This window comes from Winogradskyella wichelsiae, from assembly GCF_013403925.1.
Taxonomy (GTDB): domain Bacteria; phylum Bacteroidota; class Bacteroidia; order Flavobacteriales; family Flavobacteriaceae; genus Winogradskyella; species Winogradskyella wichelsiae.
In genome coordinates this window covers 339,398-353,663 of record NZ_JABFDJ010000002.1, presented here as the reverse complement: position 1 = coordinate 353,663, position 14,266 = coordinate 339,398, and the positions used below count along the sequence as shown (strand labels likewise).

Genomic DNA, 14,266 nt, shown 5'->3' with positions numbered 1-14,266 from the left:
TTTTGCATAACTAAACAACACTAATATTATGGCAAAGCATTCCCAATTTACGAAAACGATTTCGTTAAATCAATATGGAATTACAAATGCAAAAGTTAATTATCAACTATCATCAGAAGAACTTCATGCTGAAACAATCTCTAAAGGTCAAGGCGTAGAATCATCTTCAGGTGCTCTAGCAGTTAATACAGGCGAATTTACTGGACGCTCTCCAATGGATCGGTTTATTGTAAAAGATGCTATTACCAAAGATAAAATTTGGTGGGGTGATATTAATATTCCTTTTAACCCTGATAAGTTTCAAAAGCTTTATGATAAAGTGGTCGCTTATTTATCAGAGAAAGAAATTTACGTGCGAGACAGTTATGCATGTGCAGACGAGAATTATAAGTTAAATATTAGGGTCATTAATGAATATGCTTGGAGCAATATGTTTGCTTACAACATGTTTTTACGCCCTACCAAGGAAGAATTAAAAGATTTTTCACCAGAATGGACAGTTGTTAATGCGCCAGGTTTTATGGCAAATCCTGAAGTTGACGGAACACGTCAGCATAACTTTGCCATTTTAGATTTTACACGTAAAATTGCCTTAATTGGAGGGACAGGTTACACAGGTGAAATTAAAAAAGGAATTTTCTCAGCCTTAAATTTTATACTTCCTGTATTAAAAAATACTTTACCAATGCATTGTAGTGCAAATGTTGGTAAGGATGATGATACTGCTATTTTCTTTGGTTTATCAGGAACCGGTAAAACAACACTCTCTACAGATCCTAATCGTAGTTTAATTGGTGATGATGAACATGGTTGGACTGCTGAAAACACCGTTTTTAATTTTGAAGGAGGTTGTTACGCTAAAGTCATTAACTTATCTAAAGAACAAGAACCTGAAATTTTTGCTGCAATTAAAAAAGGAGCAATTTTAGAAAATGTAATAATGGATGCTAGAGGTCAGGTTGATTTTGAAGATACATCGATTACACAAAATACAAGAGTTAGTTATCCAATCTATCATATAGAAAATATAAGAAAACCTTCAATAGGTGAAAATCCTAAAAACATATTTTTCTTAACAGCAGATGCTTTTGGTGTATTACCTCCAATATCTAAACTAACACCAAGTCAAGCCGCATACCATTTCATTTCTGGGTATACCGCTAAGGTTGCTGGTACAGAAGCTGGTGTTGTAGAGCCTGTGCCAAGTTTCTCAGCTTGCTTTGGTGCACCTTTTATGCCTTTGCATCCAACAGAATATGCTAAAATGCTAAGTAAAAAGATGAAAGATGCAGGCGTAAATGTTTGGTTGGTAAACACAGGTTGGACAGGTGGTCCTTATGGTATAGGCACACGAATGAAATTAAAATATACGCGTGCTATGATTAATGCAGCTTTAAATGGTGATCTCGGAGATTATACTTACGAGGATTACCACATTCATTCAGTATTTGGTGTGGCACAACCAAGAAGTTGTCCTGGTGTACCAACAGAAGTATTAAGTCCTAGAACAACATGGAACGATGACAAAGCTTATTATACTATGGCATTTAAGTTATCAAATGCATTTAGAAAGAACTTTAAGGAATTTGAGTCTTACGCTTCTGAGGAGGTAAGGCGTGGAGGTCCACAACGTTATTCGTTTTAAATAAAAACTTATATAAACTAAAAAAGCGATTCTAAATTTAGAATCGCTTTTTTTATGCTTTTTACTAATGTCTTAACTACTTCCCTTTGTTTACAGAATCAATATATTTCTGTAAAGCCATAGTCATAGAAGGTGTTTCTGGTGTTGGTGCAGAAATATCTACACGTAATCCTTTTTCTTTAACCGCTTGAACTGTGGTGTTCCCAAATACAGCAATTCGCGTTTCGTTTTGCTTAAAGTCTGGAAAATTATGAAATAAAGATTCAATGCCAGAAGGGCTAAAAAAGACTAAGATATCATAAGTAACATTTGATAAATCAGATAAATCACTAATCACTGTTTTGTAAAAAGTAGCTTGCTTCCAATTTACGTTTAAGGCGTCTAAAGATTCTGGTATAATAGGTTTAACCTTATCTGTAGTTGGTAATAAAAAAGCCTCGTCCTTATATTTTTTAATTAAAGGGATAAGATCTTCAAACGTACGTTTACCAACATAGATTTTTCGTTTTCTATACACCACGTATTTTTGTAAATAATAAGCAACAGCTTCAGACTGACAGAAGTACTTTAGTGAATCAGGAACTTTAAAGCGCATTTCATCTGCAACTCTAAAAAAATGATCGACTGAATTTCTACTTGTAAGAATTATAGCTGTGAATTTACTTAGGTCAACTTTTTGTTGTCTCACGTCTTTAGAAGATACACCTTCAACATGGATAAAGGGTCTAAAGTCTACTTTTACTTTTTGCTTTTCTTGCAAATCAAAGTATGGTGAGTTCTCTATTTTAGGCTCTGGTTGTGATACTAAAATTGTTTTCACTTTCATACGGAATGCTTGTGTTTTTAAGCGTTATACTCGCTAATAACCTTATATAAAAGAATATAAGGGCTAATTTCGAGAGCGCAAAGGTACAACAAAAAATAGAAAAAATTAAGATTTATTAACTTTTGATGTGTTTTAAATGAAGAAAAAAAGCCTATAACGTTTATAATGCAAACTATAGTAAATGCAGTTATTAGAGTGATTTCCATGCCTATATCTGTGTAAAGCAAAAACAAATTAGCCACTAAAAAAATGAGCCCCGAGAAATTTTTGAATGTTGTTTTTTGAAACAAATAGTTGTCAATTAACCGATCCATTTCAAATAAGCTTCCTATTAACCGTTCTAAAAGTGTCTTTATTATAATAATTGTAGAAATTGCGAAGATTAATTTTAAAAATGAAATCAATTCAAAGTCAACAGGGGTAACAAACGTTGTGTAGGCAAAGTAGATAAAAATGCTTAAAGATAAAGTAAGGTTTACAAAAAGAAAACTATCAAATTGATCTACAAATTTCTGATCTTTAGAATATATTTTTAAATATTTAGAATTTCCTATAACATACATAAAGTCCTTAAAACGAAGTGTATTTAAGTATTTAGCAACAGCAATGGTAAACAATCCAATGACTGTAAAGATGGTAAACCACTCGTGTGTTATATAATTTCGCATGCTGCTAAATTATAAAAAAATGCGCTTATTATGAATAGTCGTATTCATATCTATCAAAAAAGTTAATTCGCACATTTTATCCATTAAAAACTTTATTTTTGTTGAAATTCTAAAATACCACAAATAAGTGGATCTAAAAGTGTGTTAATGTCAGACGTAATTGTCATCATCCCTACATATAATGAGATTGAAAATGCAGAATCAATCATTAGAGCAGTATTTTCTCAAAAAAGAGACTTTCATGTTTTAATCGTAGATGACAACTCACCAGATAAAACTGGAGAAATTGTTAAGGGTTTACAGCAAGAATTTAAAAATCAATTGTTTATCTTAGAGCGCAAAGAAAAGAGTGGTTTAGGTACGGCTTATATTTCTGGGTTTGAATGGGCATTAGAAAAATCTTATCAATACATTTTTGAAATGGATGCCGATTTTTCGCATAATCCAGATGATCTTCCTAGATTATATAATGCGTGTGTGGCTGGTGCAGATATAGCAGTCGGATCTAGATATGTTAAAGGAATTACAGTGGTAAACTGGCCTTTATCTCGTATTCTTTTGTCTTATGGTGCTTCACGTTACGTAAGATTAATAACAAGAATGAAAGTTAAGGATTCTACAGCAGGATTCATTTGTTATAAAAGAGTTGTTTTAGAAGCGATTAACCTTAAAAAGATAAAATTTGTAGGTTATGCTTTTCAGATTGAAATGAAATTTAAAGCTTATAAAAAAGGTTTTAAAATAGAAGAAATACCTGTTATATTTAAAGATAGAACAAAAGGAAAGTCAAAAATGAGTGGAGGTATAATCACTGAAGCTATTTTTGGAGTGATTAGTTTAAAGATTAAAAGTTTATTTAGTAAGTAAAAAAAAGCATGATACAAAATACCCTCATAAAAAATGCAAGAATCGTCAACGAAGGAAAAATTGTTGAAGGTGATATTTTTATTGAAAATAATATTATAAAAAAAATTGATAGTTCTATTAGTGTTAAGTCGGCTGATGTTTTAGTGATTGACGCTGAGGGTAACTATGTATTTCCAGGAATGATCGATGATCAAGTGCACTTTAGAGAGCCTGGACTAACACATAAAGCGAATATAGAAACGGAGTCTAAAGCAGCAATTGCTGGTGGTATTACGTCTTTTATAGAGATGCCCAATACCAATCCGCAAACAACAACAATAGAAAAGTTAGACGAAAAGTTTGAAATCGCAGCAAACTCATCTTACGCTAACTATTCGTTTATGTTTGGTGGTACAAATGATAATTTAGAGGAAATTTTAAAAGTCGATCCTAAAAAAGTGGCAGGTTTAAAATTATTTTTAGGTTCTTCTACAGGAAATATGTTGGTTGATGACCCTAAGGTTATTGAAAAAATATTTTCGAGTACAGATATGGTTATTTCTGTACACTGTGAGGATGAAGCTACCATTAAAAAAAACTTGGCCAAATACGAAGCAGAATATGGTGATGATATTCCAATGGAATTACATCCTGTAATTAGAAGTGAAGAAGCGTGTTATATTTCGTCTTCTAAGGCTATTGAGTTAGCTAAGAAGACCGGAGCACGATTACATGTATTTCACCTTTCAACAGGGAAGGAAACGAGTTTGTTTTCAAATAAAATTCCATTAAAAGATAAAAAGATTACGGCTGAGGTTTGTGTTCATCATTTATGGTTTTCTGATGAAGATTATGAAAAAAAAGGAAGTCATATAAAATGGAATCCTGCCGTAAAATCGACTAAAGATAGAGATCAATTATGGAAAGCTTTATTAGATGATAGAATTGATGTTATTGCTACAGATCATGCACCGCATACTTTAGAAGAAAAAACGAATCCTTACACTAAAGCACCTTCTGGTGGACCTTTAGTTCAACATGCACTAATGGCGCTGATGGAAGCGCATCATCAAGGTAAAATTTCAGTAGAAAAGATTGTAGAGAAAGCGTGTCATAACCCAGCTATATTATTTAATGTAGAAAAGCGTGGTTATATAAGAGAAGGTTATTTTGCAGATTTAGTCATTATAAATCCCCAGAGTCCGTGGACTGTGAATAAGAGTAACATTCTTTACAAATGTGGCTGGTCTCCATTTGAAGGCAATACCTTTAAAAGTAGAATTACACATACTTTTGTAAATGGAAGGTTGGTTTACAATAATTTTAATATTTTAGATGTTAAAGCAGGTGAACGATTAACTTTTGATAGATAGAATTAAGGATGTTGAAGCGTATTGGTATTATAATAGTTTTAGGGGCTTTGGTTTTAGCTTGTAATAATCACAAAAAAATTGATAAGCCAGATAATTTGATATCTAAGAAGCAAATGTCTGATTTATTGTACGACTTATATATTGTTAATGGAGCTAAAGGAGTTAATAGAAAAGTATTAGAGGATAATAAATTTAATCCAGAGGCTTTTATTTTAGCTAAATATAATGTAGATAGTATTCAGTTTGCAAAAAGTAATACGTATTATGCTCATGATTCAGAAACATATAAAACTATAGTAGATGTTGCAAAAGCACGTTTAGAATCTGAAAAGGAAATTTTAGAAGATTTAAGAGTTAAAGAAACCGACTCTATAAAAAATAGGAAAGACTCTCTAAATGAAAAGAAAAAAGTAAAGAAGGATTTACAGAAGAGTAAAATTGACGTAAAAGTTCGTGATAGCTTAAAAAAGAGAAGAGTCTCTAATAAATAATTCACTTACTTCTTTAATGCTTTGATCTATTGACTTAAATTTAAAATTCAAAGTATCTTTTATTTTTGAAGCATCATATTTAGTGATGCTTATTGCAGATTTAGAGGCTTGTTTAGAAAGCGTTCTGCGTCTTCTTAAAAGTTTGTGAGTCAACCAATCTAATCGCCATCCTATTGACAGTAGCCAAGGTTTTGCTTCTCTTTTTGGTGCTTTTACTTTTAACGCTTTTGCTGTTTTTATAAAAAAGGATTTAAAAGTTAAACTCTCAGAGATCAAAATAAATCCTTCATTTTTAATGGTGCTTTTCATGAGGTTTTCCATAATACTTACAACATCCCAAACATCAACATAACCCGTAATTCCGTTAGTGTAAAAAGGTAATCCGTTATAGATGCGTTTAAATAAATTACCACTACTGCCACCGTTCCAATAACCAGCGCCTAATATAATTCCAGGGTTTACAATAACAGCGTCTAAGCCTTCTTGTGTGCCTCGCCAAACTTCTAGTTCAGCACCATATTTTGTAATAGCATAAATAGTATTGTCATCTTCGGGATTCCAATCAGTTTCCTCATCAATCAGTTTTTCAGGATCGGTATGGTGTCCTACAGCTGCAATAGAACTAACATAGCAGAGCTTTTTAATTTTATATGCTACGCATAGGTTAACAATATTTGCAGTTCCTTTAATATTTATGGTTCGTAATAATTTGTATTTGTTGGGCTCAAAAGATACAAAAGCAGCACAATGGTATACATGTGTAATGTTTTTAAAAGCATCTTGAAGTTGAGGAACATTATTGATATCAGCTTCGATCCATTCAATTTTATTGAAAAGCATTTCTACATCTTCTGAAAAATAAGAAAAAACATGTTTTACACGCTTTAAAGTCTTTTCATTTCTATAAGTTGCACGTATCGGTTGATCACTTTTCAAAAGTTGAAAAAGTAAATGCGAACCAACCAAACCTGTACCTCCTGTAACTAAAATCATAAAGCAAAGTTACATTAATTTCAGACTTTTCTTATGAGGCATTTTTTGTTTTAAAGATTTTACTTCTAATAAATATGAAGAAGTAAATTGAGTTAAAATTGTCTTTTGTCTTTAAGAGTGGAAACTTATCTTTGTACAAATCAATTTTGAAAGAAAAAAGCAATGGCAAATAAATTTGTAGAAGAGTTACGTTGGAGAGGAATGGTACATGATATGATGCCAGGAACGGAAGAGCAATTAGATAAAGAAATGACCACGGCTTATATTGGTTTTGATCCTACATCAGATTCTTTACATATCGGTAGTTTGGTGCCAATAATTTTATTAGTCCATTTAGAAAAGGCAGGTCATAAACCTGTAGCTTTAGTCGGTGGTGCTACTGGTATGATTGGCGATCCTTCAGGGAAAAGTGACGAAAGAAACTTGTTAGATGAAGTAGCTTTAGCTCATAATGTAGCAGGAATAAAAAGTGTATTATCTCGTTTTTTAGATTTTAATTCAACAAATGATAATGCTCCGGTTTTAGTTAATAACTACGATTGGATGAAAAATTTTAGTTTCATTGATTTTGCTCGTGATGTTGGTAAACGTATCACAGTAAACTACATGATGGCTAAAGATTCTGTAAAGAAACGTTTAAGTGGTGACGAAGGTAATGTTGGAATGTCTTTTACGGAGTTTACTTACCAATTAATTCAAGGTTACGATTTTCATCATTTGTACAAAACTATGGGTTGTAAATTACAAATGGGAGGAAGTGACCAATGGGGAAATATAACTACTGGTACTGAATTAGTGAGACGTATGCATGATGGTGAAGACCAGGCAAAGGCATATGCTATGACTTGCCCTTTAATTACAAAGGCAGATGGTTCTAAATTTGGTAAAAGTGAAGGAGGAAATGTTTGGTTAGATACCGATAAAACAAGTGTATATAAGTTTTACCAATTCTGGTTGAATTCTACAGATGAAGATGCTGAAAAATATATTAAGATTTTCACGTTTTTAGATAAAGAAACTATAGAAGCATTAATTGTGGAGCATAAGGAAACTCCGCACTTACGTTTATTACAAAAACGTTTAGCAGAAGAAGTAACTGTTTTTGTACATAGCAGAGAGGATTATGATAATGCCGTAAAAGCTTCTAAAATATTGTTTAGTAAGGATTTTAAGAATGAAATTAAACAATTATCTGAATCTTTGTTTTTAGATGTTTTTGAAGGTGTAAAACATGCTCAAATTTCTAAAGCTGAATTTAGTGAAGGTTTAGAGATGATTGGTGCTTTAGCTGCAAAAACTGAGTTTTTAAGTTCTAATGGAGATGCAAGACGTGCCTTAAAAGAAAATGCTGTAGCGGTTAATAAAGTAAAGGTAAAAGAGGATTATGTATTATCTTCTGAAGATTTAATCCATGATAAATACATTATTTTAAGTAGAGGAAAAAAAACAAACTTCATTTTAGAAGTCATTTAAAAATAAAAACAAACTCTAAATAGTTATAAGATCTCATTAGTTTCTAAAATTAATGAGATTTTTTTATACAAAAAAAATGCTCAATATTTCTATTGAGCACTCTAACCAATCAATCAACTCATGAAAATCTTACTTTTTCATAGCATTGATTAAGTCGCAGTAAAATAGAGTTCCTTACAACGCCATTAAATTACAACCTCTAATATCTGAATTGTCGAATCTTCCTATGATTTCAAATCGCTCATTATCAAGTGTTTTGCCTAAGTCTTGTGTAGCTATAAAAGAACAAGAATTTATATTTGCAAGGTCAACAACATTAATACCACCCGTTTTATTTGGGGCCTGTATGGTTAATGCATCTTCAGTATCTCGTGTTAATATTTTCATCCATGATGGGCATTCAAAAACACCATTGCCTTTAGAATATGCTTGACTCAATAATTCAGTCATTCCATATTCACTATGTATTTGAGAAACCCCAAATCCTGTTTGTAGAATTTGGTGTAGTTCTTGTCGTATAATTTCTTTTCGTCTGCCTTTCATACCACCTGTTTCCATAATAGTGGTGTGTTTTAGGTTCAGTTGGTATTGCTCCACCAAATCGAGTAGAGCAAAAGAAACACCAATTAATAATGTTTTTTGTTTTTTGGATTCTAATGTTTTTAATGTTTCGGCTAATTCTTCAAGATTGTTGAGGTAAAATCCATTCTCTGGATGTTTGGATTTATCTATTAAATCATTCACCATATAAATCAAAGAAGATCCGTCTCGTTCTAAGTAGGATGGTAATAAAGCTAAAACCACATAATCTTCTATATTGCCATAAAAGTGTTTAAAAGCATTGAGGTAGCTCTTTTCATAGAGTTTTATATCTGTTACCAAATGTTTGCTTGTTATGCTTCCTGTGGTACCCGAGCTTGAAAATATTTTTTCTATAGGTTCTGATGAACTTACAACCTCTCGAGATTTAAAAAACTCAATCGGTAAAAAAGGGATATCAGTAATTTTTTTTACATCTGCAGGATGCTTGTATAGTAAGTCGCAAAACGAACGGTATACTCTATTGTTTTGAAACTGAAATTTAAAAACTTCTAAAGCTATAGTTTCAAACTCAGCATCAGATTTTATATTAAAAATGGCGTCTTTAGATATCATATTACAAAAGTATGGAAAATAAAAAAGCGTAGCTCAAATTTTTGAGCTACGCTTTAATAAAAATGTATTAAGAATTATGCTTACTTAATTACTAATTTCTTAGTTGTGGTAGCATTGTTCTGAGTGATTTTTACGATGTAAACACCAGACTTTAAGTTTGCAACATTTAATGTGTTGTTAGTTAAAGTTTCGTTTTTAACCTGCTTACCTAAGATATCAAAAACCTGTACGCTCATTGCTTCACTGTTTGTAGAAGAAATTGTAACAGAACCAGTATTTGTTGGGTTAGGGTATAAGCTAAATGTGTTAACGTTAAATTCGTTTATACTTAAAGCTTCAGCGATATCACTAGCGTATCTTGGGAATATTTGGTATGTTCCATTGAAATCACCACCTAAACCTGTAACACTAGAAATTGATGTTGGTATATTTGCACCAATTAAATCTTCATCACTAAAAGCAGTTCTAGCAAGTGTAACGTCTGTTCCGTCTGTTAAATCATAGTTTGTAACTGCTTCAAAAATTCCTGTTGCAGAAAAAGTAACATTGTTTACGGTAATCAATCTACTTTCGTAAGCTTCACCATTAGTAATAAGTTCAGCAGCACTAACAACAATTGGTGTTACTGTGTTCCCTGTAGAAGATGCAGATGCTACATTTTGAGTAGGAATAAATTGAAGTAATCCGTTGTAGTCAGCAAGTGTACCAAAAATACCAGTCATACCATCACCATTAGAAAATGCAGTAGTGATAATTCCATCAGCATCATCAATTAAGATTCCTGCATCAGCATCTTGAATGTATTTTTGGTTTCTTGTAGAGCTAGTTACTACATAAGAGATGATAGCTTCACCTGTTAATTCGTATACAAACTCATCACCAATAGATCCAGATCTTAATTCAGTAATGTTTGCAACTTGAGTTGTCGTTGTTGGGTTTGATACAGAGAAAGAAATTGTTTTTGTATCAACAATAACATTGTTTTCTAATAAATCAGCAGTAACATTATAAGTTTCTCCATCTGCTACAATAATAGTGTAAGGAGATGTTGCATCAACAATAGTTTCATCGTCATTTACTGTGAAATTCACTTGATTTCCTGAAGTACTTAAGTCGATGTTGAAAGTTGTATATTCAAGGTCTACAGTAGTTGTACCAGAAGGGAATTCAGTTCCATCTTCAGGGGTAATGTTAACAGAAGGTGTAGCTACTGCTTGCTCATAAAAAGAAAAATCATCCCAGTATACAACAGCACCTGAATAAGTCCTAACTTCAAAGTAGAATTCATTAGCTGTAGTTGGAGCAGTTACAGTTGTGGTATATTGCGTCCATTGATTACCGTTAGTATCTAAATAACCCGAGTCACCAACGCCTTGTAAAACATCAGCATCTGTATTATGATCTACTACTCCATCCATTGACCACTTAGACCATATTCTAGCATCTGTATCATCACCAGATGCTGCATCAATTTTATACCAAATAGAAACAGTATAAGATGTTCCTGGAGTAATGCCAGTAATAGTTTGTGCTATATCATTAGTTCCACCAGTATGTTTTGCAGAGTAATCACCAGAATGTACTTCAGCAGATTCTTGCTCTACATCTTCAGCTTTAGACCAACCAGAAGGTGTAGTTGTATCATCCCAACCTTCAAAAGTACCATTAACTAATAGCTCTTGTCCAAAAGAAGCTGAAGCTATTAATAAAGTAAATAATAAAAAGTAAATTTTTTTCATAATTGATATTTTATAAATGTTTTTATGAAACAAATATAATGACAAAATGCTATTTCTAATTAATTTTTTAATTATTAGTTCTTATTTTACAATTACTTAACATCATTAAAATCAGGTGCTTCTTAGCATCAATGACTTATAAATCTAATGTTAGCGAATTGTTATCAATTTTGTATATTTATTATCTTAATGTAGTTATACTATATATTTGCCTAACTTAAAAGCTCTTGAATTTTGAAAAAAAAGGATATTAAAATATTATTGGTAGATGATGAACCAGATATTTTAGAAATAGTAGGTTATAATTTATCTGCTGAAGGTTACCAAGTTTTTACTGGCGAAAATGGTGTTGAAGCTGTTGAGAAAGCTAAAAAACATAAACCACATTTAATTATTTTAGATGTGATGATGCCAGAAATGGATGGTATAGAAGCCTGTGAGCGTATTAGAGAGCAATCGGATTTAAGTGAAACAATAATTACTTTTTTAACGGCTAGAGGCGAAGATTATTCTCAGGTTGCTGGTTTTGATGCAGGAGCAGATGATTATATAGCAAAACCTATAAAACCAAAGGTTTTGGTGAGTAAAGTAAAAGCTTTATTAAGGCGTTTAAAAGATGTAGATAATACAACAGATACTATCGTAACTATTGGTGATTTAGTGATCTATAAAGAAGAGTATAAAATCACTAACAAAGGTGTAGAAATTACATTACCTAGAAAAGAATTTGAATTATTATCTTTGCTGGCAACCAAGCCAGGTAAGGTGTTTAAGCGCGATGAAATACTAGATAAAGTCTGGGGAAATGAGGTTGTTGTAGGAGGTAGAACAATTGATGTACACATAAGGAAACTTCGTGAGAAAATTGGTGATAATTCCTTTAAAACCGTAAAAGGTGTAGGCTACAAGTTTGTGGACTAATGCAGAAAAAAAAATTAAAAAAAACTTATAAATTTGCTTTCAGAACATCGTTATACGTAACGATGTTTACGACGTGTCTTGTGGGTGCGTTTTTAAATTACTACCATACATTTAGTTGGGAGATTATCTTTTTTCCACTGATCTGTTTTCCGCTTTGTTTTTCAATTATTCAATATCGAGTAGAGCATTTTATTTATCGTCGTGTAAAGAAAATCTACGATGACATTACGCTTTTAGAATCCACTAATTTAAGACAGCAACCTATAACAACTGATATGGGAACCTTAACCCGTGAAATTGATAAATACGCAAGGAGTAAAAAGATTGAAATTGAAACTCTAAAAGTTAGAGAAGAATACAGAAAGGAATACATGGGAAATGTTTCTCATGAACTTAAAACACCATTATTCACTGTTCAAGGCTACATTCTTACGCTTTTAGATGGAGCAAAAGATGATGAGAAAATTAGAGATAAGTATTTAGCTAGGGCAAGCGCAGGTGTTGAGCGTCTTATTTATATCATAAAAGATTTAGATATGATTAGTAAGCTCGAAGTTGGGGATCTAAGTCTTAATAAAGAAGATTTTGATATTGTAGAGTTGATAAAGGGTGTATTTGATCTTTTTGAGATGAAAGCTTCAAAAAAGAAAATTACCTTAACTTTCGATATGGATTATAAAGAGCCTATCATGGTTTATGGCGATGTAGAACGTATTCAACAAGTTCTTACAAACCTTATTGTAAACTCTATTAAATACGGAAGAGATAAAGGAACTACAGAAGTTAGTATAGAAAACCTTATTAAAAATAAAGCTATCATTAGAGTAACAGATAATGGAGAAGGGATTTCAAAACAAAATATTCCTCGTTTATTTGAGCGGTTCTATCGTGTAGATAAAAGTGGTTCTCGTAAAGAAGGAGGTTCTGGCTTAGGGTTGGCTATTGTAAAGCATATTATTGAAGCACACGAAGAGAAAATCTATATAGAAAGTGAACTTGGTGTGGGTAGTGAGTTTTCTTTTACGCTCGAAAAATCTCAAACAGTTCATTAAAATTTACTTGAGATTCTATAGAAGCAAAACCACTGTAACCTTTAACTTTATCTAACATTTCAATTTCAAATTTATCTTGTTTGCAACACGGAATAATACCTTCTGAGTCTAGTTTTTTTGCTAAGTACATTTGCTCAAATTGACCTGGTGTTGGTATAAAGAAGGCTTTTTTTTCAAGTTTAGCTAAATCCATAATTGTAGTATAACCAGATCTGCTTAGTATCAGTTCACTTTCGTTTATAGCAACTTCAAGCGCTTTAGTTGTCATAAAATTACAGATTGTGAGGTTGTTTTCAATTGTTATTTGCTGCTCTGTCTCAACCTGTCCTTTAATAAATAAGACTTCCCCTTTATAAGACTTTAATTGTTTTAATAATTTTTCTTCAAGATAGGTGCGTTGCGGTTCTGGTCCAGATAATAATACAAGGATTTGGTATTTTATATCTAAATCTAATTTCTTAAATCGTGTTAAAGGCCCTAAGTATTTTACAGGCGTTTTATAAGATTCTGCATGCCCTAAGTTTCCACTTAAGTTGTTTGTGCCGCTATGATCAGGAACCCAACACTCATCAAATTTAGATATTATTTTTTGATGTAATTTACTACTCAGCCATGTTGTGTTCCCGCTTAAGACGCGCAGTTGATGGGTTATAAAGATTGATGGAGTGGTTTTATGTCTTGCACCAAAACGATTATCAGAGATGATCCCAACAATTTGTTCTTTTTCAACTAAAGTTTCTATGAATTTTTTTTCCTTTTTTATTGTTTTTAAAAGATGTGGAGAATCTTTTATAAGTTTTAATTTAAAACTATTGGCTTTCTTGGCGTAGGTAATATTGTAAGAAGGTAATTCTATAGTTTTTAGTTTAGGGAATTCTTTTTTCAATAATTCTAAGGCAAAACCATCACTAGCAATAATAGGTTCAAAATTATGAGCTATTAGTTGGTTTATAACAGGAATACATCTTGTAGCATGGCCTAAACCCCAATTTAATGGAGCAACTAAAATGCGTTTTTTATGCTTTATAGATTCCAAATATTATTTTATTTTACACATCAATGTATTCAAACAAAGATAAACCTA

At 32.0% G+C, this 14,266-nt stretch carries 13 protein-coding genes; 7 read left to right on the top strand and 6 right to left on the bottom strand.

Features of this window, described 5'->3' with window-relative positions; all coding sequences use genetic code 11:
• Window positions 1-28 precede the first annotated feature (28 nt).
• Window positions 29-1,645 carry a phosphoenolpyruvate carboxykinase (ATP) gene (pckA, locus tag HM985_RS05175; RefSeq protein WP_179375228.1) on the top strand — a complete coding sequence of 539 codons (1,617 nt, stop codon included), beginning with the start codon at window positions 29-31 and terminating at the stop codon, window positions 1,643-1,645.
• A gap of 76 nt (window positions 1,646-1,721) precedes the next feature.
• On the opposite strand, the gene HM985_RS05170 is transcribed toward pckA, so the two are convergent.
• Entirely contained in the window at window positions 1,722-2,471 is a 750-nt protein-coding gene (locus tag HM985_RS05170; protein WP_179375227.1) for a uroporphyrinogen-III synthase, read from the bottom strand.
• Window positions 2,472-2,488: 17 nt separating this feature from the next.
• Window positions 2,489-3,139, bottom strand: coding sequence for a DUF4271 domain-containing protein (locus tag HM985_RS05165; RefSeq protein WP_179375226.1), 651 nt, complete (start codon window positions 3,137-3,139; stop codon window positions 2,489-2,491).
• 147 nt (window positions 3,140-3,286) lie between these two features.
• Between HM985_RS05165 and HM985_RS05160 the strand changes: the two genes are divergently transcribed.
• The 3 genes from HM985_RS05160 to HM985_RS05150 are packed head-to-tail and all read left to right on the top strand — an operon-like array spanning window position 3,287 to window position 5,849.
• Window positions 3,287-4,006: a polyprenol monophosphomannose synthase gene (locus HM985_RS05160; RefSeq protein ID WP_179375225.1), complete on the top strand. Its 720-nt coding sequence runs from the start codon at window positions 3,287-3,289 to the stop codon at window positions 4,004-4,006.
• Between the two features lie 11 nt (window positions 4,007-4,017).
• The gene (locus tag HM985_RS05155; RefSeq protein WP_179375607.1) at window positions 4,018-5,358 is read left to right on the top strand and encodes a dihydroorotase; all 1,341 of its coding nucleotides are present in this window, start codon (window positions 4,018-4,020) and stop codon (window positions 5,356-5,358) included.
• 8 nt (window positions 5,359-5,366) lie between these two features.
• A complete protein-coding gene (locus HM985_RS05150; protein WP_179375224.1) occupies window positions 5,367-5,849 on the top strand; it encodes a DUF4296 domain-containing protein in 483 nt (160 codons plus the stop codon).
• Here the strand turns inward: HM985_RS05150 and HM985_RS05145 are convergent.
• Window positions 5,820-6,842 carry an SDR family oxidoreductase gene (locus tag HM985_RS05145; protein ID WP_179375223.1) on the bottom strand — a complete coding sequence of 341 codons (1,023 nt, stop codon included), beginning with the start codon at window positions 6,840-6,842 and terminating at the stop codon, window positions 5,820-5,822. The two genes, HM985_RS05150 and HM985_RS05145, sit on opposite strands and share 30 nt — an antisense overlap.
• 162 nt (window positions 6,843-7,004) lie before the next feature.
• On the opposite strand from HM985_RS05145, the gene tyrS reads away from it, so the two are divergent.
• Window positions 7,005-8,315, top strand: coding sequence for a tyrosine--tRNA ligase (tyrS, locus tag HM985_RS05140; RefSeq protein ID WP_179375222.1), 1,311 nt, complete (start codon window positions 7,005-7,007; stop codon window positions 8,313-8,315).
• A 174-nt stretch (window positions 8,316-8,489) separates the two neighbouring features.
• Here the strand turns inward: tyrS and HM985_RS05135 are convergent, their stop codons facing one another.
• Both HM985_RS05135 and HM985_RS05130 read right to left on the bottom strand, forming a co-directional pair.
• Window positions 8,490-9,470, bottom strand: coding sequence for a LuxE/PaaK family acyltransferase (locus tag HM985_RS05135; protein ID WP_179375221.1), 981 nt, complete (start codon window positions 9,468-9,470; stop codon window positions 8,490-8,492).
• Between the two features lie 80 nt (window positions 9,471-9,550).
• Window positions 9,551-11,209: a T9SS type A sorting domain-containing protein gene (locus tag HM985_RS05130; protein ID WP_179375220.1), complete on the bottom strand. Its 1,659-nt coding sequence runs from the start codon at window positions 11,207-11,209 to the stop codon at window positions 9,551-9,553.
• 234 nt (window positions 11,210-11,443) lie between these two features.
• On the opposite strand from HM985_RS05130, the gene HM985_RS05125 reads away from it, so the two are divergent.
• Together HM985_RS05125 and HM985_RS05120 are read left to right on the top strand one after the other, a co-directional pair.
• Window positions 11,444-12,130, top strand: a complete 687-nt coding sequence (locus HM985_RS05125; RefSeq protein ID WP_179375219.1) for a response regulator transcription factor — start codon at window positions 11,444-11,446, stop codon at window positions 12,128-12,130.
• Window positions 12,130-13,182 carry a sensor histidine kinase gene (locus HM985_RS05120; RefSeq protein ID WP_179375218.1) on the top strand — a complete coding sequence of 351 codons (1,053 nt, stop codon included), beginning with the start codon at window positions 12,130-12,132 and terminating at the stop codon, window positions 13,180-13,182. Before HM985_RS05125 ends, HM985_RS05120 begins: the two co-directional genes overlap by 1 nt.
• Here the strand turns inward: HM985_RS05120 and HM985_RS05115 are convergent.
• Window positions 13,151-14,218: a glycosyltransferase gene (locus HM985_RS05115; RefSeq protein ID WP_218843368.1), complete on the bottom strand. Its 1,068-nt coding sequence runs from the start codon at window positions 14,216-14,218 to the stop codon at window positions 13,151-13,153. The genes HM985_RS05120 and HM985_RS05115 overlap by 32 nt on opposite strands.
• Between the last annotated feature and the right edge of the window lie 48 nt (window positions 14,219-14,266).

Bases quoted from the DNA above. Each gene is read 5' to 3' on its own strand.
- HM985_RS05160 (WP_179375225.1), top strand. From the start codon at position 3,287: ATGTCAGACGTAATTGTCATCATCCCTACATATAATGAGATTGAAAAT.
- pckA (WP_179375228.1), top strand. From the start codon at position 29: ATGGCAAAGCATTCCCAATTTACGAAAACGATTTCGTTAAATCAATAT.
- tyrS (WP_179375222.1), top strand. From the start codon at position 7,005: ATGGCAAATAAATTTGTAGAAGAGTTACGTTGGAGAGGAATGGTACAT.
- HM985_RS05170 (WP_179375227.1), bottom strand. From the start codon at position 2,471: ATGAAAGTGAAAACAATTTTAGTATCACAACCAGAGCCTAAAATAGAG.
- HM985_RS05165 (WP_179375226.1), bottom strand. From the start codon at position 3,139: ATGCGAAATTATATAACACACGAGTGGTTTACCATCTTTACAGTCATT.
- HM985_RS05145 (WP_179375223.1), bottom strand. From the start codon at position 6,842: ATGATTTTAGTTACAGGAGGTACAGGTTTGGTTGGTTCGCATTTACTT.
- HM985_RS05135 (WP_179375221.1), bottom strand. From the start codon at position 9,470: ATGATATCTAAAGACGCCATTTTTAATATAAAATCTGATGCTGAGTTT.
- HM985_RS05150 (WP_179375224.1), top strand. From the start codon at position 5,367: ATGTTGAAGCGTATTGGTATTATAATAGTTTTAGGGGCTTTGGTTTTA.
- HM985_RS05120 (WP_179375218.1), top strand. From the start codon at position 12,130: ATGCAGAAAAAAAAATTAAAAAAAACTTATAAATTTGCTTTCAGAACA.
- HM985_RS05130 (WP_179375220.1), bottom strand. From the start codon at position 11,209: ATGAAAAAAATTTACTTTTTATTATTTACTTTATTAATAGCTTCAGCT.